17 protein-coding genes are annotated in these 16,693 nt (G+C 68.2%); 7 read left to right on the top strand and 10 right to left on the bottom strand.

Features of this window, described 5'->3' with window-relative positions:
• Positions 1-23 precede the first annotated feature (23 nt).
• From C7H84_RS14670 to C7H84_RS14650, 5 genes are all read left to right on the top strand, one after another.
• Positions 24-218, top strand: a complete 195-nt coding sequence (locus C7H84_RS14670; protein WP_006749970.1) for a zinc-finger domain-containing protein — start codon at positions 24-26, stop codon at positions 216-218.
• Between the two features lie 139 nt (positions 219-357).
• On the top strand, positions 358-1,395 hold the full coding sequence (waaF, locus tag C7H84_RS14665) for a lipopolysaccharide heptosyltransferase II (protein WP_121859459.1): 1,038 nt from the start codon (positions 358-360) through the stop codon (positions 1,393-1,395).
• A 115-nt stretch (positions 1,396-1,510) separates the two neighbouring features.
• Positions 1,511-1,957, top strand: a complete 447-nt coding sequence (locus C7H84_RS14660) for a nuclear transport factor 2 family protein (protein ID WP_014896161.1) — start codon at positions 1,511-1,513, stop codon at positions 1,955-1,957.
• Between the two features lie 33 nt (positions 1,958-1,990).
• Positions 1,991-3,028: a hydrolase gene (locus C7H84_RS14655; protein ID WP_121859458.1), complete on the top strand. Its 1,038-nt coding sequence runs from the start codon at positions 1,991-1,993 to the stop codon at positions 3,026-3,028.
• The gene (locus tag C7H84_RS14650) at positions 3,021-3,629 is read left to right on the top strand and encodes a DUF2946 family protein (protein ID WP_121859457.1); all 609 of its coding nucleotides are present in this window, start codon (positions 3,021-3,023) and stop codon (positions 3,627-3,629) included. The genes C7H84_RS14655 and C7H84_RS14650 overlap by 8 nt, the downstream gene beginning before the upstream one ends.
• Before the next feature lie 36 nt (positions 3,630-3,665).
• On the opposite strand, the gene C7H84_RS14645 is transcribed toward C7H84_RS14650, so the two are convergent.
• A complete protein-coding gene (locus C7H84_RS14645) occupies positions 3,666-5,366 on the bottom strand; it encodes a M48 family metalloprotease (RefSeq protein WP_121859456.1) in 1,701 nt (566 codons plus the stop codon).
• A gap of 273 nt (positions 5,367-5,639) precedes the next feature.
• On the opposite strand from C7H84_RS14645, the gene moaC reads away from it, so the two are divergent.
• Both moaC and C7H84_RS14635 read left to right on the top strand, forming a co-directional pair.
• The gene (moaC, locus tag C7H84_RS14640) at positions 5,640-6,128 is read left to right on the top strand and encodes a cyclic pyranopterin monophosphate synthase MoaC (RefSeq protein ID WP_121859455.1); all 489 of its coding nucleotides are present in this window, start codon (positions 5,640-5,642) and stop codon (positions 6,126-6,128) included.
• Positions 6,129-6,217: 89 nt separating this feature from the next.
• Positions 6,218-7,423, top strand: a complete 1,206-nt coding sequence (locus C7H84_RS14635) for a hypothetical protein (protein ID WP_121859669.1) — start codon at positions 6,218-6,220, stop codon at positions 7,421-7,423.
• A gap of 95 nt (positions 7,424-7,518) precedes the next feature.
• Here the strand turns inward: C7H84_RS14635 and C7H84_RS14630 are convergent, their stop codons facing one another.
• The 9 genes from C7H84_RS14630 to recA form a co-directional block, all read right to left on the bottom strand.
• A complete protein-coding gene (locus tag C7H84_RS14630) occupies positions 7,519-7,869 on the bottom strand; it encodes a TonB family protein (RefSeq protein ID WP_121859668.1) in 351 nt (116 codons plus the stop codon).
• Positions 7,870-8,289: 420 nt separating this feature from the next.
• On the bottom strand, positions 8,290-10,068 hold the full coding sequence (locus tag C7H84_RS14625; protein ID WP_121859667.1) for a Wzy polymerase domain-containing protein: 1,779 nt from the start codon (positions 10,066-10,068) through the stop codon (positions 8,290-8,292).
• 153 nt (positions 10,069-10,221) lie between these two features.
• Positions 10,222-10,818: a pilin gene (locus C7H84_RS14620; protein WP_121859454.1), complete on the bottom strand. Its 597-nt coding sequence runs from the start codon at positions 10,816-10,818 to the stop codon at positions 10,222-10,224.
• A gap of 97 nt (positions 10,819-10,915) precedes the next feature.
• Positions 10,916-11,620, bottom strand: coding sequence for a TerC family protein (locus tag C7H84_RS14615; protein WP_121859453.1), 705 nt, complete (start codon positions 11,618-11,620; stop codon positions 10,916-10,918).
• A 157-nt stretch (positions 11,621-11,777) separates the two neighbouring features.
• Positions 11,778-12,659, bottom strand: a complete 882-nt coding sequence (gene sucD / locus C7H84_RS14610; RefSeq protein WP_006477916.1) for a succinate--CoA ligase subunit alpha — start codon at positions 12,657-12,659, stop codon at positions 11,778-11,780.
• Positions 12,660-12,728: 69 nt separating this feature from the next.
• Complete coding sequence (sucC, locus tag C7H84_RS14605) at positions 12,729-13,895, bottom strand: ADP-forming succinate--CoA ligase subunit beta (protein ID WP_121859452.1); 1,167 nt, start codon at positions 13,893-13,895, stop codon at positions 12,729-12,731.
• Positions 13,896-13,963: 68 nt separating this feature from the next.
• A complete protein-coding gene (locus tag C7H84_RS14600; RefSeq protein ID WP_121859451.1) occupies positions 13,964-14,572 on the bottom strand; it encodes a DUF2889 domain-containing protein in 609 nt (202 codons plus the stop codon).
• Between the two features lie 144 nt (positions 14,573-14,716).
• On the bottom strand, positions 14,717-15,592 hold the full coding sequence (gene recX, locus C7H84_RS14595) for a recombination regulator RecX (RefSeq protein WP_121859450.1): 876 nt from the start codon (positions 15,590-15,592) through the stop codon (positions 14,717-14,719).
• Positions 15,592-16,662: a recombinase RecA gene (recA, locus tag C7H84_RS14590; protein ID WP_121859449.1), complete on the bottom strand. Its 1,071-nt coding sequence runs from the start codon at positions 16,660-16,662 to the stop codon at positions 15,592-15,594. Before recA ends, recX begins: the two co-directional genes overlap by 1 nt.
• Between the last annotated feature and the right edge of the window lie 31 nt (positions 16,663-16,693).

Here is a 16,693-nt window from a genome sequence, read left to right as displayed (position 1 = left end):
AAAGAGTGATAAGAGAAAGTCTCATGAGTGAAATCAAGGAAATGCCGCTGGTCGAGCTGACGGCCAAGGATCTCCCCGCCTACTGCCCGAACCCGGCGATGGCGCGCTGGAGCGCGCATCCGCGCGTGTTCATCGACGTGTCGCACGGCGAGGCGCGCTGCCCGTACTGCGGCACGCGCTACAAGCTGCGCGACGGCGAGGTGGTCAAGGGCCACTGAGCCCGCCAGCCGGGCCCGCGGGCCCGCCGCACGCGAGGCGGCGTAGCCGGAACCCCGGCGCGCCGCCCTTTTCCTGTTCTGACAACCCGAACGCGGTGCACCTGCGCCGTGCTTCATTACGACATCGGAAGTCGACCTGATGCGTCGAGCGCTGGTTATCGCACCGAACTGGATCGGTGACGCATTGATGGCGCAGCCGCTTTTTGCGCTGCTGAAGAAACTCCATCCCCGCATCGCGATCGATGCCGTCGCGCCCACCTGGGTCGCGCCCGTGCTCGAGCGGATGCCCGAGATCCACGATGTCTACGCGACCGACCTCGCGCACGGCAAGCTGCAGCTGCTGCGCCGCTGGCAGCTCGCGAGCGACCTGCGCGACGTCGGCTACGACGCGGCGTACGTGCTGCCGAATTCGCTGAAGTCCGCGGTGATCCCGTGGCTCGCGAACATCCCGCTGCGGATCGGCTACACGGGCGAGCACCGCTACGGGCTGCTCAACGTGCGGCACGCGAACCCCGACAAGTCGGCCGAGCGGCCGCCGATGACGACGCACTACGCGGCGCTCGCGTACGCGCCGGGCGCGAAGCTGCCCGAATCGATGAAGACGCTGCCCGCGCCGCGCCTCGATGCCGACCTGAACGAGACGGCGCGCGTGTCCGCGCGTTTCAACCTCGATACGCGCAAGCCGCTCGTCGTGTTCTGCCCGGGTGCCGAATACGGCCCGGCCAAGCGCTGGCCGCCCGAGCACTTCGCGACGCTCGCGACGATCGTCCACCAGTCGTTCCCGTACACGCAGATCGTCGCGCTCGGCTCGCAGAAGGATGCGGCGGCCGCGCAGGCGATCGCCGACCACGCACCGAACGTGCGCAATCTGTGCGGGCAGACGTCGCTGTCCGAGGCATGCGCGCTGATCGCGCGCGCGAACGCGGTCGTGACCAACGATTCCGGGCTGATGCACGTGGCCGCCGCGCTGCGCCGGCCGCTCGTCGCGCTGTACGGGTCGACGGATCCGCGCCACACCCCTCCGCTGTCCGAGCTGGCGAAGGTACAATGGTTACATCTCGAATGCAGTCCCTGCTTCGAACGCGAGTGCCCGCTCGGCCATCTGAACTGCCTGCGCGAACTCGGTCCCGAGCAGGTATTCGGCGATTTGCGCGGCATGCTCGTCGGGCAGCGCTGACCCTGACCGGCAGCGTCGCACGGCGCGCCGGGCAATCCGATTCACCGGTGTATGGCGGCCCCATCCGGGCCGCCGTGCTGAATACGGCGCGCGACGCGCGCGAGAGATAATCCCGATGCCACGTTTTGCCCGCCTTTTCGAAGCCGCTGCCGATACGCTGAACGCCTACTACCAGGCCGTCGCCGATGCCAATCTCGACGCGCTGCTGGGGTTGTGGATCGACGAGGACTTCGCCAGCTGCGTGTGGGCCGACGGCGAGCATCTGCACGGGCTCGATCAGATCCGCAGCGGGCTGGCCAACCGGCTCGCGACGCGCCCGGTCACGATCGAGCCGCTCGACATTCGCGTGTACGACAGTCTCGGCACCGTCGTCTACACGATCGCCGAGGCACATCAGCAGGCCGACCTGACGGCCGAACCCGACATGGTTTTCGCCACGTACGTGATGATCCACGAACGCGGCGAGTGGCGCATCGCGCATATCCACGCGAGCCTGATTCCTGAACAAGCGGCCGGACAATTCGCCGCGAAGATCCGTCACGGGCAGGGTCCGCTGCACTGACGAAATACGAAGCAACGCATTAGCGGGGCGATCATGAGTACGGCTTCTCCGCCCACCTCGCCGCTGACCGGGGCCCCGGCCCCCGACGACGATTCATTGCGCTATCGCGCACCGCGCTGGCTGCCGAACAGCCATGTGCAAACCATCGTGCCCGCGCTGTTCGCGCGGCGTCCGGTTGTCGCGTACCGACGAGAGCGATGGGAAACCCCCGACCACGACTTCATCGATCTCGACTGGGTCGCGCATCTCGACAGCGCGGCGCCGCCGCCCGACGCGCCGCTGTTCGTGCTGTTCCACGGCCTCGAAGGCAGTTCCGGCTCGCACTACGCGCTGGCGATGATGGCCGCCGCGCGCGCGCAGGGCTGGCACGCGGTCGTCCCGCACTTTCGCAGTTGCAGCGGCGAGCTCAACCGGCAGCCGCGCTTCTACCATCTCGCCGACAGCGCCGAAGTCGACTGGATCCTGCGCCGGCTCGCCGCGCAGCATCGCGGGCCGATCGTCGCGGCCGGCGTGTCGCTCGGCGGCAACGTGCTGCTGCGCTGGCTCGGCGAGCATCGCAGCGACACGTCGATCGTGCACGCGGCCGCCGCGATCTCGACGCCGATCGACGTGCACGCCGGCGGCCGCGCGCTGTCGCAGGGCTTCGCGATGGTCTATACGCGCAGCTTCCTGAAGACGCTGAAGCGCAAGGCGCTCGCGAAGCTCGACCAGTATCCAGGGTTGTTCGATCGCGACGCGATGCTGGCGGCCGTGACGATGCGCGACTTCGACGAAGTCGTGACCGCGCCGCTGCACGGCTTCGCCAACGCCGACGACTACTGGACGCAGGCCACCACGCGCCCGCTGCTGCCCGCAATCGACGTGCCCACGCTGATCCTCAACGCGCGCAACGATCCGTTCCTGCCCGAATCGGCGCTGCCGAGCGCCGCCGACGTTTCGCCGGCCGTCGAGCTCGACCAGCCCGCGCACGGCGGCCATGCGGGATTCATGACCGGGCCGTTCCCCGGCCGTCTCGACTGGCTGTCGGCGCGGGTGTTCGGCTATTGCTCAAAATTCGTCGACCATGGATGACATCGTCAAGCAGGCCCTCGCCAAGTGGCCGAACGTACCGCACTGCACCGGCTGGCTGCTGCTCGACCGGCGCGGCGAGTGGCGGCTGCGCGACGACGCCGCGCAGGCCGCCGGCGAACTCGGCTCGCCGGTCCGGCACGCGGCGCTGAACGCGTTCATCGGGCGCAACTACGATTGCGACGCGCACGGCCAGTGGTTCTTCCAGAACGGGCCGCAGCGCGTGTATGTCGAGCTCGCCTATACGCCGTGGGTCGTGCGCCTCGCCGAGCGCGACGGGCAGCTCACGCTCGCCGACCAGACCGGCGCGCCGTTCGAACCGGACGCCGCGTGGCTCGACGATGCGGGCGGCGTGCTGTTCGGCGCGGCCGGCACGCCGCCGCGCATCGCGGCGCTGCACGACCACGATCTCGGCCTGTTCGCCGATCATGCGGACTTCGACGCGACGCCGCCCGTGCTGCGCTGGCGCGACGGGCACACGCTGCCGCTCGGCAACGTCGCCTGCGCGGACGTGCCGACGACGTTCGGATTCGTGCCGAGCCCTGCGCAGCGGGCGTGTGAAGACGCGTCGCTGGTCGTCGGCAACGGTAACGTCGAAAGCTGAGCGCGCAGCCGCCGCCGTTGCGTTGCCCGGCGGCCGTCATCCGCGGCCGTTCTTCTCATCGTCGCGCTCTTCCTTGTAGCGCGCCTCGAATTCCAGCAGCCGCGCGCCGATCATCGACTGGTCGTAGAACGACACGTCCTTCGCATCGCGCGCCTCCTTCAACTGGCGGATCGCCGACGGCCACGCGCCGTCGAGCGCCAGCTTTTCCGCGAGCGCGCGGCGCCGCGCAAGTACGTCGCCGCGGCCGTCGCTCGCCTTCGCGAGGTAGTCCCACCAGTCCGGCTGCTCGGGGTCCGCTTGCGCCTGCGTGCGCGCGAGCGCCTGCGCGTCGGCGAAGCGGCGCGCGGCGATCAGCGCCTGCAGGTGCGCAACGATCGCCGCGTGCGACGCCGGCCAGCGCCGCTGCGCAAGTGCCGCGAGCCGCACCGCATCGTCGGTCCGGCCCGCGCGGCGGGCGATGTCGGCGGCGAGCACGTCGAGGCTCGGCGAACTCGTCGCCGGGTCGTTCGCGTGCCGCTCGCGTGCTTCGAACGCGGTGCGCGCCGCCGCGAGCGCCTTGTCGGCCGCATCGTACTGGCCGAGCAGCGTGTTCGCGAGCGCGATTCCGTATTCGTTCGCCGCGACGTTCGGCGCGGTACGATCGTCGAGTTCGAGCTGCATCCGGCGCGCCTCGGCCGCGATGTCGTTCGGCGCACGGTTCTGCAGGATCCGCAGCCGCGCACGCACGAAGCCGTACTCGGCCGACTGGCGCGGCTGCCGGTACGGCGCGCGACGCGCGCGATCCTCCATGTCGGCGATCCGCTCGCCCGTCAGGGGGTGCGTGCGCGCATAGGCCGGCACGCCCGCGTCGCCCATCGACGCGCGTTCGAGCCGCTCGAAGAAGCCCGGCATGCCGTACGGATCGTAGCCCGCACCGGCTAGCAGCTGGAACCCGACGCGATCGGCCTCGCGCTCGGCCGAGCGCGAGAAGCGCAGCTGGTTGTCGACCGCGTATGCCTGCCCGCCCATCGCGATCGCGCTGCCGAGATCGCCGCTGCGTGCGAGCACGCCCGCCAGCACGCCGAGCAGCATCGTCGCGAGCGCGGTGTAGCCGGTCTTCTCGTTTGCGCCGATCATCCGCGCGATGTGCCGCTGCAGCACGTGACCCATCTCGTGGCCGACCACCGACGCGAGCTCGGACTCCGTCTGCGTCGTGACGACCAGCCCGCTGTTGATCCCGATGAAGCCGCCCGGCATCGAGAACGCGTTGATCTGCGCATCGCGCACCGGGAACAGCTCGAAGTCCGGCGTATAGCCGCCGATGAAGCGCGCGGCCGCCGCGGCTGCGAGCCGCTTCGCAATCCCGTTCAGGTAGTCGCGCACCAGCCAGTCGTCGAGATAGTCCGGGTCGCGCCGCACTTCGCGCATCACGCGCTCGCCGAGGCGGCGCTCGGCCTGCGGCGTGAGCGAACCGCCGGAGCCGTCGCCGAGATCGGGCAGTTCCAGTGCGCGCAGCGGTGCGCGCAGGCTCGCGACGGGCGCGGACCCGCCGTCGGCGCCGCTCCCCGAGAAGCGGCTTTCCGCGCCGCCGTAGGTGCCGAATACGCCGGTCGCGATGCCGGCCGGCACCATCGAAAGCGACGGCGATGCGTCGGCCGCCGGTTCGAGCGGCGGCGCGGACGCACGCTGTGCGTAGCCGCTCGGCGGCAGCACGAGCGCCGTCGACAGCAACACGGCAAGCAACTGTTTGACACGCATGGCAGGATGAAAACGACGCCGTCCCGCGCGCCGGGCGCGCATCGCGGCGTTTGGTCTGAATATTCGGGTCATTGTACCGGTGCGATCGCGACTGTTCGGTGCGGCGCACGCGCGATCTGCGCGCCTGGCGTCGCGCAGGCCACTGCTATGATAGGCGCCCGTTGAACCGTTGGATCGTTTGGCGCGCGGAAGCCGGAGTCGGCGCCGCGGCCGATCGCGAAGCAGAATCGGGTGACGTGCTCGCGCGCGCACGCCGTTCCACTGGAGCAAGACATGTCAGGACTTACCCATTTCGACGCCGCGGGCCACGCGCACATGGTCGACGTCGGCGGCAAGCAGGAAACCCAGCGCATCGCGGTCGCGCGCGGCACGATCCGGATGCTGCCGGCGACGTTCGCGCTGATCCGCGACGGCAAGGCGAAGAAAGGCGACGTGCTCGGCGTCGCGCGCATCGCCGCGATCCAGGGCGCGAAGCGCACCGCCGATCTGATTCCGCTGTGTCACCCGCTCGCGCTCACGCGCGTGGCCGTCGACTTCGAGCTCGACGACGCGCTGCCGGGCGTGCACTGCGTCGCGCAGGTCGAGACGTTCGGGCGGACCGGCGTCGAGATGGAAGCGCTGACCGCCGTGCAGGTCGGGCTGCTGACCGTGTACGACATGTGCAAGGCCGTCGATCGCGGGATGGTGATCACCGAGGTGAGCGTCAGGGAGAAGCGCGGCGGGAAGTCGGGGGACTGGAAGGCGGAGGATGCGGCGGGTTGAAGCACGCGTACCGGGCTCGTTCGGAATGAATCGTCGGCCGTAACGATTCCCCGACTCAAACGATGGAAAACCAGAACAACACGTCATCAATGAAGAAGACGCTGAAGTACGCCGCGCCGGTGCTGTGCGCACTTGTCATGCTGCCGGCCGCGAGCTTCGCCGCCAGCCCCTGCCCCGCCGCCGACGCCGCCGCACGCGCGGCGCTCGACGCGCAGCACCGCGTGCAACGCGCCCCCAACCCGGAAAACGACGGCGGCGGCACCGTCGACGTTTCGCCGCCTTTGCGCGACGCGATTCGTGCGTACAAGCAGGCGCTCGTCGGCGCGATCGACGCGCGGCTCGCGTGCAGCGACGAACACGTCGAGCCGGCCGCACTGAAACGTACGCTGGCCGCAACGCTCGGCGTACCGGCGCAACCGGCCCAGCCGAAAAACGGCGAATCGGCGTTCGGTCGCAACCCGGACGTCGACGTCGCGCGCGACGGCACGTCCCGCCCGCTACTCTTCGTGCGCGCCAGCTTCGACATCGCGTGCGGCGACGACAACCTGCTCACTGCCTACGCGTGGGAAAACGGCGGCTGGCGGCGCGTGCTGCGCTGGCAGGCCGACGACTACCAGGACATCGGCGGCGCATACGGCGGCGGCTTCTGGTTCGGCGCGTTGCCCGGCGGACAGGTGGCGGTCGTCCACGGCACGCCGTGGTGCTCGTCGCGCTGGAGCCGCTTCGGCGCGGACGTGGTCGCGCCGGCCAACGGCACGGCCGCGCAGCGCACGCTGTTCCACACCGCACACGGTTACGTGATCGACGACGATGCGATCCGCTTCAAGGTGCGCGCCGACGGCTTCGAGCTGCGCACGACGGTCGGCTCACTCGACGGCGACGTGATGACGCGGCCGGGCATCTTCCGCTATCGCGTCGACGGCGACACCGTGCAACGCGTGCAGCCGGCGGCGGCGAACGGCCGCGATTTCGTCGACGAATGGCTGAAGGTGGACGACGCGCTCGCGCGCGCGTGGAGCGAACCGGCGGCCGCCGCGGCAGCACTGAAAGCCCGGCAGGCATTCAACGCGGAAAGCAAGGCGCCCGATATCGGCTTCGCATACGGCCCGGTACGCGGCTGTTCCGACAGCAAGGATCGCTACCAGGTCGAACTGGATCTGACGGGCAAGGCGGGAGAAACGGTCGCGCGTCGCTACGCGGTGATCCGTCAGGAGCGCAACGGCTTCACGCTGCTCGGGCTGCGCAACGCGCCCGAGCCCGCGTGTCGCGGCGCGGATCTGATGCCGCGGCGCTGAACGTCGGCCGCGCGGCGCAGCGGTGCAATCGCGCCGGACGGGCAACGATGATCAGCGGCTGGTGCGTCAGCACGATCGCGCGCACCGGCCGCGCATCATTCGGCGCGCCGCGGCTCGAACACGAACGGTTGCGTGAGCAGGAACGGATTCGCGGTCGCGCCGGTCTGCGCGCAGGTCGCGTGCGTCATCGCGTCGACGGCCGCGCGGTCTGCCGCCGCATTGCGGCTGCTGGTCGTCACGGTGACGTTCTGCGCTTCGCCCGAGGTCGTCATCAGCGCGCGCACGAGCACCGTGACCGGGCGCGTGAGCGGTTTCGCACCGTCCGGATAGACGGCACGCGGAATGTGGCAGGTGAGCTTGCTTTCCTGCGACGACGACAGCATCGCGCAGCCGGACAACAGCACGGCGACGGCGGGCAGGATCAGGAGGGTCGAGCGAAGAGCCATGGTCGAATGTCGTTCTTCAGTACTGTTCTGTTCCGGGCGCGCGCCGCGCCGGCCGGCATCGCCCGGCCGCATCGCGTGCATCGCCCCGCGCCGCGGCCATCGGACCGGCGCCCCGTTACGGCCGCGCGACCGATGGCGCTCCGGTCGCGATCCTGCTTGGCGGGTACCCGGATCTCCGGGCGCTGCGTTCGCGTCGGCGGCCCGCAGCGGGCCGTCAGGCAAGCGGACGCTTTCGCGCATTGTGCACGCGCCGCCTTTTCCGTGGCGGCGATTTGACAATGATTGACGCGAATCGCACCGGATTCGACCGGCATCCCTTCCCGGCGGGAAGCAATCGCCGCGCCGTCACGGCGGCCACCGCTGCGCCGCGTCACCGCAATCGAGCCCGCGCCGGGAGTCCCCGCCCGGCGCTGTGCGGCATTACTCCGAATCGTCTTCCGAGTCGTCGTCGTCCGCGTCGGCCGGCACTTCCCCGTACTTCGCGACGAGGGTGGCCTTGAACGCCTTCAACTCCGGCTGCTGGTCGCACAGCTTGTACAGCGACGCGAGCTGCTGCGGCCAGTCCTTCAACTCCTTCGCGAACACGTGCAGGCGCGCGACCGTATCGAGCGCATCGGCTTCGCGGCCGGCCAGCGCCTGCAGCGCCGCATAGCGGCGCAGCACCGTCTCGCCCGGCAGCAGCGCGATCGCGCGCTCGTGCGCGACGAGCTTGAGCGGCAGGTTGTCCGGCGAAATCGTCAGCAGCGTGGCCGCCCCGTAATCGCCCCACGCGCCAAACAGCTGCGACGGCGCATCGCGGTACTGCGCAGCCGGACTGCTGCCGTAGTACAGCACTTCCGCGCGCTGGTAGTCGCGCAGCACCGGCACCGTCGCGAGCAGACCGCCGACCGACAGCACCGCGAACAGCCCGAACGCCGCGCGACCCGGCAGGATGCGCAGCGGCTTCACGTCGAGCAGGCCGATCACGAACATCGCGGGCAGCAGGAAGAACATGTACTGCTGCGGATATTCGACGAGAGCGTGCATCAGCAGGATGCCGATCAGCGCGAGGCCGAACACGCGCGTGCTCGACTGCGGCGCGCGCGCCGCGCGCACGAACCACGTCACGAGCGCGATAACGAGCACGCCGAGGCCGACGAGGCCGGACTTCGCGAGCAGGTCGATGAAGATGTCGTGCGAGTTGTTCGCGATCTCGACACCGCCGAGCGTGCGCACGAGCGCGAACTGGTGCGACGGAAACTCGCCCCAGCCGACACCCAGCACCGGATTCTCGCGGAACATCGCGAGCCCGTATTTCCACAGCGCGAGACGCGGCGCGATCTGCCCCGCGTCGCGCATCCGTTCGGCTGCCGACTCGGCGAGCCCCAGGTGGAAATGCAGGTTGGCCCAGCGCACCGCGACGTTCACCGCGACGAACGCCACCGCCAGCACGGCCGGCATCAGCCATGCGCGGCGGTTGCCCGGCGCACGGCGCGATTCGAGCCATGCCATCCAGAAGCCCGCGACGACCATCACCGCGACCTGCAGCCACGGCCCGCGCGACACCGTCAGCGCGAGGCCGACCGACAGCACGATCGACAGCGCGAGCCACGCCCACACCGCGAGCCGGCGCGTCTGCACCAGATACAGCGCGCCCGCGAGCGCGAACGCGATGTAGGTCGCCAGATGGTTCGCCTGCGCCATGTTGCCGTACGGGCGGCGATCGACCGCGATGTTGTACACCACGACGAACGGCGACATCGCCGACTCGAGATGGAACAGCTGCACGACCTGGCTCGCGACCGCGAACAGCCCGCCCACGATCAGCGCGCCGGACATCATGCGCACGGTGGCCTCGACGAGCCCTTCCCGTGCGAGCGTATAGCCGGCCTGCATCGCGACCAGCGCGGCGGCGAGATAGCCGACCGCCAGCCAGTTCATCGACGGCACCTTGAGCGGCAGCAGCGCGACCTGCGCGATCAGCACCGCCGCGAACCCGAGCGGCGCGACGAACGCCGCAGGCGCGGCAAACGGCTCGGCCGGGCGGCCCGTGCGCGCGAGCAGCACGACGGAGATGCCCACCAGCAGATACAGCACCAGCGCGGCGAACTCGGAATAGAAGGTTGGGATCGGATACGTGTGATTCGTGATCGCGTACGGCACGATCAGGGCGACAGCCAGCGCAACGAGCGGCAACGAACGGGTAAAAGTAGAAGGCATGAGCGAACCGGATGTCAGCAACCGGCGCACTATACAAAACTTTCCCCGCTCTGTGCGGGCCTGTCGCGCCGTTACCCGATGCGGCAGGACCGGCGCGACCGGCCAGCGGGGCGCCGTGCACGCCGCCCCGCGCCGGCTTTCACCTCACCTTCGCTACGCGCGGCATTCCGCCGGTGCATATTTCGCGGGCAGCGTCGCCGCGTCCGCCGGCAACGGGCCCGCACCCGGCGCCGGCAGCGACGAAGCAGTCTTGCCGGCGGCAAAGCACTCCCACGCGATCGCACCGGCCTGCATCACGCCCTTTTTAAGCGCCACGCGGGCGGTAGGCGTGTCGGCCTTGTCCGGCGCGGACGGCACCAACACGAGCGTATTCGCGCCGGCCGCCGCGACGCGGCTGGTGAATGTCACCGTGATCTGGCCCGTGTCGCCGTCGATGACGACGGATTCGACGTTGCGGGTGGCGGCCGGCGGGCTGTAGCCGCCGTCGAGGCCCGCGCCGCTCGCGGCGTTGTCGGCGACCGCGAGCCGCGCGGACGACGCGAGCGCGAGCCCCTCGCCGACGCGCGAGCGCGCGAGATAATCCTGGTACGCGGGAATCGCATAGGCCGCGATCACGCCGACGATCGCAAGCACGATCATCAGCTCGATCAGCGTGAAGCCGGCAGGCCGCCAGCGCGGCGCCGGGCGACGTGCGCGCCGCAGATCGGCGGCGACGCGACGGAACAGGGAAACGGAAAAGGCTTCGAACATGACTGGCTCCGGAAACGAAAAACGCCTGCCGAATCAGGCAGGCGTTTCGATCGTAGCCAGCGGGTCGCGGCCCCGGCAGTCAGCCGGACGGCCAACGTCAGTGCGCGTGCGGCACGCCGCGGCGGCGCCGCAGCGCGTAACCGGCAGCAATCACGAACAGCGCGCCGGCAATGCTCGCGCCGTAGATCGCGGCCGGCGTGTCGAGCACCGGCCAGCGATCGCCGACCGGGTCGTGCACCATCAGCCCGCCGGCGATCCAGCCGAGCAGCCCGGCGCCGAGCGCGACGACGACCGGGAAGCGGTCGAGCAGCTTCAGCACCAGCGTGCTGCCCCACACGATGATCGGCACGCTGACGACGAGCCCGAAGATCACCAGCGCGAGCCGGTGCGACGGATCGGCCTGTTCGGCCGCGCCGGCGATCGCGATCACGTTGTCGAGGCTCATCACCGCGTCGGCGATCACGATCGTCTTCACCGCGTCCCACAGCCGGTCGGCCGGCTTGACGTTGTCGTGCGCATCGGCGTCCGGCGCCATCAGCTTGACGCCGATCCACAGCAGCAGCAGACCGCCGCCGAATTTCAGGAACGGCACGTCGAGCAACACCACCGCGAACGCGATCAGCGCGACCCGCAGCAGGATCGCGCCGGCGGTGCCCCACACGACGCCGCGCAGCCGCTGGCTGGCCGGCAGGTTGCGGCACGCGAGCGCGATCACGACCGCGTTGTCGCCGCCGAGGAGGATGTCGATGATGACGATCTGGAACACGGCGCCCCAGTGGAGCGACGTCAGGAATTCAAGCATGAGCGGTGTCGAATGCAGGGCAATGGTTGCCGGACAGGGAGCCCGGTAGAAGGCCGAACACGCATCGCGCATGCCCGGTGCTTACAAATTGATTGCGCGAGCATAACAAAAAACGCCGGCAAAGCCGGCGTTTTTTGCAGGACGAACCACGTGGAAATTACAGCGCCTTCTTCAGCAGACGGCCCATTTCCGACGGGTTGCGCGTGACGGTGATGCCGCACGCTTCCATGATTTCCAGCTTCGCTTCGGCCGTATCCGCACCGCCCGAGATCAGCGCGCCGGCGTGGCCCATGCGCTTGCCCGGAGGCGCCGTGACGCCAGCGATGAAGCCGACGACCGGCTTCTTCATGTTGTCCTTGATCCACTCGGCGGCATTGGCTTCGTCCGGACCGCCGATTTCGCCGATCATCACGACTGCATCCGTATCCGGATCGTCGTTGAACATCTTCATCACGTCGATGTGCTTCAGACCGTTGATCGGGTCGCCGCCGATACCGACTGCCGACGACTGGCCGAGGCCCAGTGCCGTCAGCTGAGCAACGGCTTCATACGTCAGCGTGCCCGAACGCGACACGACGCCGATGCGGCCCTTGCGGTGGATGTGACCCGGCATGATGCCGATCTTCAGTTCGTCCGGCGTGATCGTGCCCGGGCAGTTCGGCCCGAGCAGCAGCGTCTTGCGGCCTTCGCGACGCATGCGGTCCTTCACTTCGATCATGTCACGCACGGGGATGCCTTCCGTGATGCAGATCGCGAGATCGAGGTCGGCTTCGACCGCTTCCCAGATCGCGGCAGCAGCGCCTGCCGGCGGAACGTAGATGACCGACACGGTCGCGCCGGTTTCGGCCTTCGCTTCCTTGACGCTCGCGTAGATCGGAATGCCTTCGAAATCTTCGCCGGCCTTCTTCGGGTTCACGCCCGCGACGAATGCTTCGCGGCCGTTTGCGTATTCACGGCAGGCGCGCGTATGGAACTGACCGGTTTTGCCGGTAATGCCCTGCGTGATGACCTTCGTGTCCTTGTTGATCAGAATCGACATGTATTTTGACCTCTGTTCGATTGGCGTCGCGTGCAAGCCGCGCCGCCATGCGTGTTCATTAGCGCGCGCTTACTTGCCTGCGGCAGCCGCGACGACCTTCTGCGCAGCTTCTTCCATGCTGTCAGCCGAGATGATCGGCAGGCCCGAATCGGCCAGCATCTTCTTGCCGAGGTCCTCGTTCGTGCCCTTCATGCGCACGACGAGCGGCACGTTCAGGTTCACGGCCTTCGAACCGGCGATCACGCCTTCCGCGATCACGTCGCAGCGCATGATGCCGCCGAAGATGTTCACGAGGATCGCCTTCAGGTCCGGGTTCTTCAGCATCAGCTTGAACGCTTCCGTGACCTTCTCGGTCGTCGCGCCACCGCCGACGTCCAGGAAGTTCGCCGGTTCGCCGCCGAACAGCTTGATGGTGTCCATCGTCGCCATCGCGAGGCCTGCGCCGTTCACGAGGCAGCCGATGTTGCCGTCGAGCGAGATGTACGCGAGGTCGAACTTCGATGCTTCGATTTCAGCCGGATCTTCTTCGTCCAGATCGCGGTACGCGACGATTTCCGGGTGGCGGAACAGCGCGTTCGAGTCGAAGTTGAACTTCGCGTCGAGTGCGATGACCTTGCCGTCGCCGGCGACGTTCAGCGGGTTGATTTCAGCCAGCGATGCGTCGGTTTCCCAGAATGCCTTGTACAGGCCTTGCAGGATCGCGCGTGCTTGCGGAATCGAAGCAGCCGGCACGCCGATCTTCGCGGCGAGGTCGTCTGCCTGCGCGTCGAGCAGGCCCGTCGACGGCTCGACGATGACCTTGTGGATCAGTTCCGGGTGCTTTTCGGCGACTTCTTCGATGTCCATGCCGCCTTCGCTCGAACCCATCAGCACGATCTTTTGCGTGATGCGATCGACGACGAGGCTGACATACAGTTCCTGCTTGATGTCGGCGCCTTCTTCGACCATCAGACGGTTGACCTTCTGGCCTTCCGGGCCCGTCTGGTGCGTGACGAGCTGCATGCCGAGGATCTGGTTCGCGTATTCGCGCACCTGCTCCAGCGACTTCGCCACCTTCACGCCGCCGCCCTTGCCACGGCCACCCGCGTGAATCTGAGCCTTCACGACCCATACCGGGCCGCCGAGCTCTTCTGCCACCTTGACGGCCTCGTCAACCGAGAACGCCGGCTTGCCGCGCGGTACCGCGACTCCGAATTTCCGCAGGATTTCCTTACCCTGGTACTCGTGAATCTTCATGCGTGATTCCCTTCAGTCTGAGAGTTGGATGAAATGTCGCTTAAGACGCTTCTTCGAATGATTTCCGTTCATTCCTTCGTGCTGCCTTCACCGGGCAGATCCGGCCGGAGCGGGCCATACCACCGCGGGTAGTACTGCCGCACGACCTCGCCGTCGAACCGCAACGCCCGGCAGCGGCCGAGCTGGAACGGCGGTTCGGCCTGCACGCCGTCATGGTCCGGCCCTTCGCCGCCCTCCTCGCGCACGTTCCATACGTCACCGGCGAACGCCTGGATCGCTGCGGTCGGCAGCACGGCGCACAGTTCGGTGAGATGGGAGCAGCCTGCGACGCCGGCGAGCAGCCGGTTCGCGTTGCGGCGGAAATTGCGGAAGAGATTGAGCCCGATGAGGGCCCGATAAGCAGGAGGGGCGGATTCACAGTGACCGGGATAGGGAACCCATTCCGAAGACGCTTCGGCGTCGACGACATTGAGGTCACGATCGATAGTCACGCGCAGCCAGAGTTCGTGGATCGGCAGGCCCTGCGGCCGGATGCCCGACGCAAGCGCGACGTCGCGCGGCTTGTGGTCGGTCAGGCAGGCTTCGATGTCCCACAAGCCGTCGCCGCGCTCGTAGGCTTCCGCTCGGATTGCGCGTCGATGTCGCAACTGACGGGGCACGGGCTCGGATAGCGGCATGCTGGAGGTTGAGGCCGAAGAGGAAAACCCACGGATTTTAGCATATTGGGTATTCGAGGCATTCGGCCCCGACGGCGGGTATTCCCGCCTGTCCGGAAACGGTTGCGTTGCAGCAAAATCACGCGCCGCGCGCGACCGGATCGGTCAATCGTCGATCGGGAAATCGTCGCCGACCTTCAGCAGCTTCACGATGGTCGCGCTCGAGAAGCCGCGCGCAGCCAGGAAGCGTGCCTGCTTCGCACGCTCGGCGGGCGTTTGCGGCAGTGCACCGAATTTCTTGCGCCAGACGGCCTGCGCGCGTGCCCACTCGGTCTCGCGCAATTGCGCATTCACTTCCTCGACGAGACTGTCGCCCACCGCATGGCGCTTCAGTTCGCCGACGATGCGCGCGACGCCGACGCGCGACGCGCGGCGATGCACGAGGCTCTCGGCAAAGCGTGCGTCGGACAGCCAGCCCTCCTGTTCCAGCGCATCGAGCACCGGCTCGACGGATTCGTCCTCGCCGACGTACGGCGCGAGCTTGCGCGCGAGTTCCGCGCGGCTGTGCTCGCGGCGGGACAGATAGCCGAGCGCGCGGCCCTTCAACGAACGGGGCGGCTTCGATGATTTGCGCTCGCGAGAGCCGGGCGCGTCACCGTCGCCGGAAGCCGCGCCGGCAGGACCGGCGGACGGACCGCGCGTGCGGCGCGGATGCTGGCTGCTGCGCGTATAGACATCTTCCTTGACCGGCGCCGCGGCATCGGCCGCGCGCTCGCCGGGGAAGCTGACACCGAACACGCGACGGCGCGGCCGGTCGTGCGCGTCGAACGATTCGTCGTCGTCGAACGGATCGTCCGGCGCGGTAATCTCAAACGAAACGAGGGCATCGTCGGATGCCCTCGTCGCGGTGCGGTGCGCGGACTGACTGCCCGCGCGCCGCCGGTCGGCACCCGAGGATTCGGCTCGCCGACCGGAGCGACCGGCCGTGTCGGGCACGTCGCTCGGTTCCGGTTCGCCAGCCTGACCTCGGCGCCCGACCATCACTCTTCTTCGCCCATCGCCTCGGCTTCGTCGACTGCGCCATCGGGCATCGCGACGACGCCGAGCGATTCGCGGATGCGGTTCTCGATCTCGCGGGCGATTTCCGGATTCTCGCGCAGGAATTCACGCGCGTTGTCCTTGCCCTGACCGATCTTCTCGCCGTTGTAGCTGTACCAGGCGCCCGCCTTGTCGACGATTTTCGCCTGCACGCCGAGATCGATGATCTCGCCCTGACGCGAAATGCCTTCGCCGTACAGGATGTCGAAAATCGCTTCGCGGAACGGCGGCGACACCTTGTTCTTGACGACCTTCACGCGGGTTTCGTTGCCGATCACCTCGTCGTTCTTCTTGATCGAGCCGATCCGGCGGATATCGAGACGCACCGACGCATAGAATTTCAGCGCGTTGCCGCCCGTCGTGGTTTCCGGGTTGCCGAACATCACGCCGATCTTCATCCGGATCTGGTTGATGAAGATCACGAGGCAGTTCGTGCGCTTGATCGTACCCGTCAGCTTGCGCAGCGCCTGCGACATCAGGCGAGCCTGCAGGCCCGGCAGCGAATCGCCCATCTCGCCTTCGATTTCGGCCTTCGGCACGAGCGCCGCGACCGAGTCGATGACGATCATGTCGATCGAGCCCGAGCGCACCAGCGCATCGGTGATTTCGAGCGCCTGCTCGCCGGTGTCCGGCTGCGAGATCAGCAGTTCCGGCACGTTCACGCCGAGCTTCGACGCGTACTGGACGTCGAGCGCGTGCTCGGCGTCGATGAAGGCTGCCGTGCCGCCCAGCTTCTGCAGCTCGGCGATGACCTGCAGCGTGAGCGTGGTTTTACCCGACGATTCCGGACCGTAGATCTCGACCACCCGGCCGCGCGGCAGGCCGCCGACGCCCAGCGCGATATCGAGGCCCAGCGAGCCCGTGGAGACGACCTGGATGTCTTCGGCCGCTTCGCCGTCGCCCATCCGCATGATCGACCCTTTGCCGAACTGCTTCTCGATCTGCGCGAGCGCGGCCGCCAGCGCCTTGCTCTTCTCGGCGGTCATCCCGGAGCCCTTCTTGCTATCTTCCATGAATCGTCCTTTGCTATGATGAGCAGCGTCT

Origin of the sequence: Burkholderia sp. Nafp2/4-1b (assembly GCF_003635165.1) — a bacterium.
Taxonomy (GTDB): Bacteria; Pseudomonadota; Gammaproteobacteria; order Burkholderiales; family Burkholderiaceae; genus Burkholderia.
The sequence above is the reverse complement of the archived record's forward strand: the minus strand, read 5'-3'. Positions and strand labels throughout refer to the sequence as shown.

What these genes read in the sequence shown, in the direction of transcription:
- C7H84_RS14670 (WP_006749970.1), top strand. Translation starts at nt 24, where the DNA reads ATGAGTGAAATCAAGGAAATGCCGCTGGTCGAGCTGACGGCCAAGGAT.
- waaF (WP_121859459.1), top strand. Translation starts at nt 358, where the DNA reads ATGCGTCGAGCGCTGGTTATCGCACCGAACTGGATCGGTGACGCATTG.
- C7H84_RS14660 (WP_014896161.1), top strand. Translation starts at nt 1,511, where the DNA reads ATGCCACGTTTTGCCCGCCTTTTCGAAGCCGCTGCCGATACGCTGAAC.
- C7H84_RS14655 (WP_121859458.1), top strand. Translation starts at nt 1,991, where the DNA reads ATGAGTACGGCTTCTCCGCCCACCTCGCCGCTGACCGGGGCCCCGGCC.
- C7H84_RS14650 (WP_121859457.1), top strand. Translation starts at nt 3,021, where the DNA reads ATGGATGACATCGTCAAGCAGGCCCTCGCCAAGTGGCCGAACGTACCG.
- C7H84_RS14645 (WP_121859456.1), bottom strand. Translation starts at nt 5,366, where the DNA reads ATGCGTGTCAAACAGTTGCTTGCCGTGTTGCTGTCGACGGCGCTCGTG.
- moaC (WP_121859455.1), top strand. Translation starts at nt 5,640, where the DNA reads ATGTCAGGACTTACCCATTTCGACGCCGCGGGCCACGCGCACATGGTC.
- C7H84_RS14635 (WP_121859669.1), top strand. Translation starts at nt 6,218, where the DNA reads ATGAAGAAGACGCTGAAGTACGCCGCGCCGGTGCTGTGCGCACTTGTC.
- C7H84_RS14630 (WP_121859668.1), bottom strand. Translation starts at nt 7,869, where the DNA reads ATGGCTCTTCGCTCGACCCTCCTGATCCTGCCCGCCGTCGCCGTGCTG.
- C7H84_RS14625 (WP_121859667.1), bottom strand. Translation starts at nt 10,068, where the DNA reads ATGCCTTCTACTTTTACCCGTTCGTTGCCGCTCGTTGCGCTGGCTGTC.
- C7H84_RS14620 (WP_121859454.1), bottom strand. Translation starts at nt 10,818, where the DNA reads ATGTTCGAAGCCTTTTCCGTTTCCCTGTTCCGTCGCGTCGCCGCCGAT.
- C7H84_RS14615 (WP_121859453.1), bottom strand. Translation starts at nt 11,620, where the DNA reads ATGCTTGAATTCCTGACGTCGCTCCACTGGGGCGCCGTGTTCCAGATC.
- sucD (WP_006477916.1), bottom strand. Translation starts at nt 12,659, where the DNA reads ATGTCGATTCTGATCAACAAGGACACGAAGGTCATCACGCAGGGCATT.
- sucC (WP_121859452.1), bottom strand. Translation starts at nt 13,895, where the DNA reads ATGAAGATTCACGAGTACCAGGGTAAGGAAATCCTGCGGAAATTCGGA.
- C7H84_RS14600 (WP_121859451.1), bottom strand. Translation starts at nt 14,572, where the DNA reads ATGCCGCTATCCGAGCCCGTGCCCCGTCAGTTGCGACATCGACGCGCA.
- recX (WP_121859450.1), bottom strand. Translation starts at nt 15,592, where the DNA reads ATGGTCGGGCGCCGAGGTCAGGCTGGCGAACCGGAACCGAGCGACGTG.
- recA (WP_121859449.1), bottom strand. Translation starts at nt 16,662, where the DNA reads ATGGAAGATAGCAAGAAGGGCTCCGGGATGACCGCCGAGAAGAGCAAG.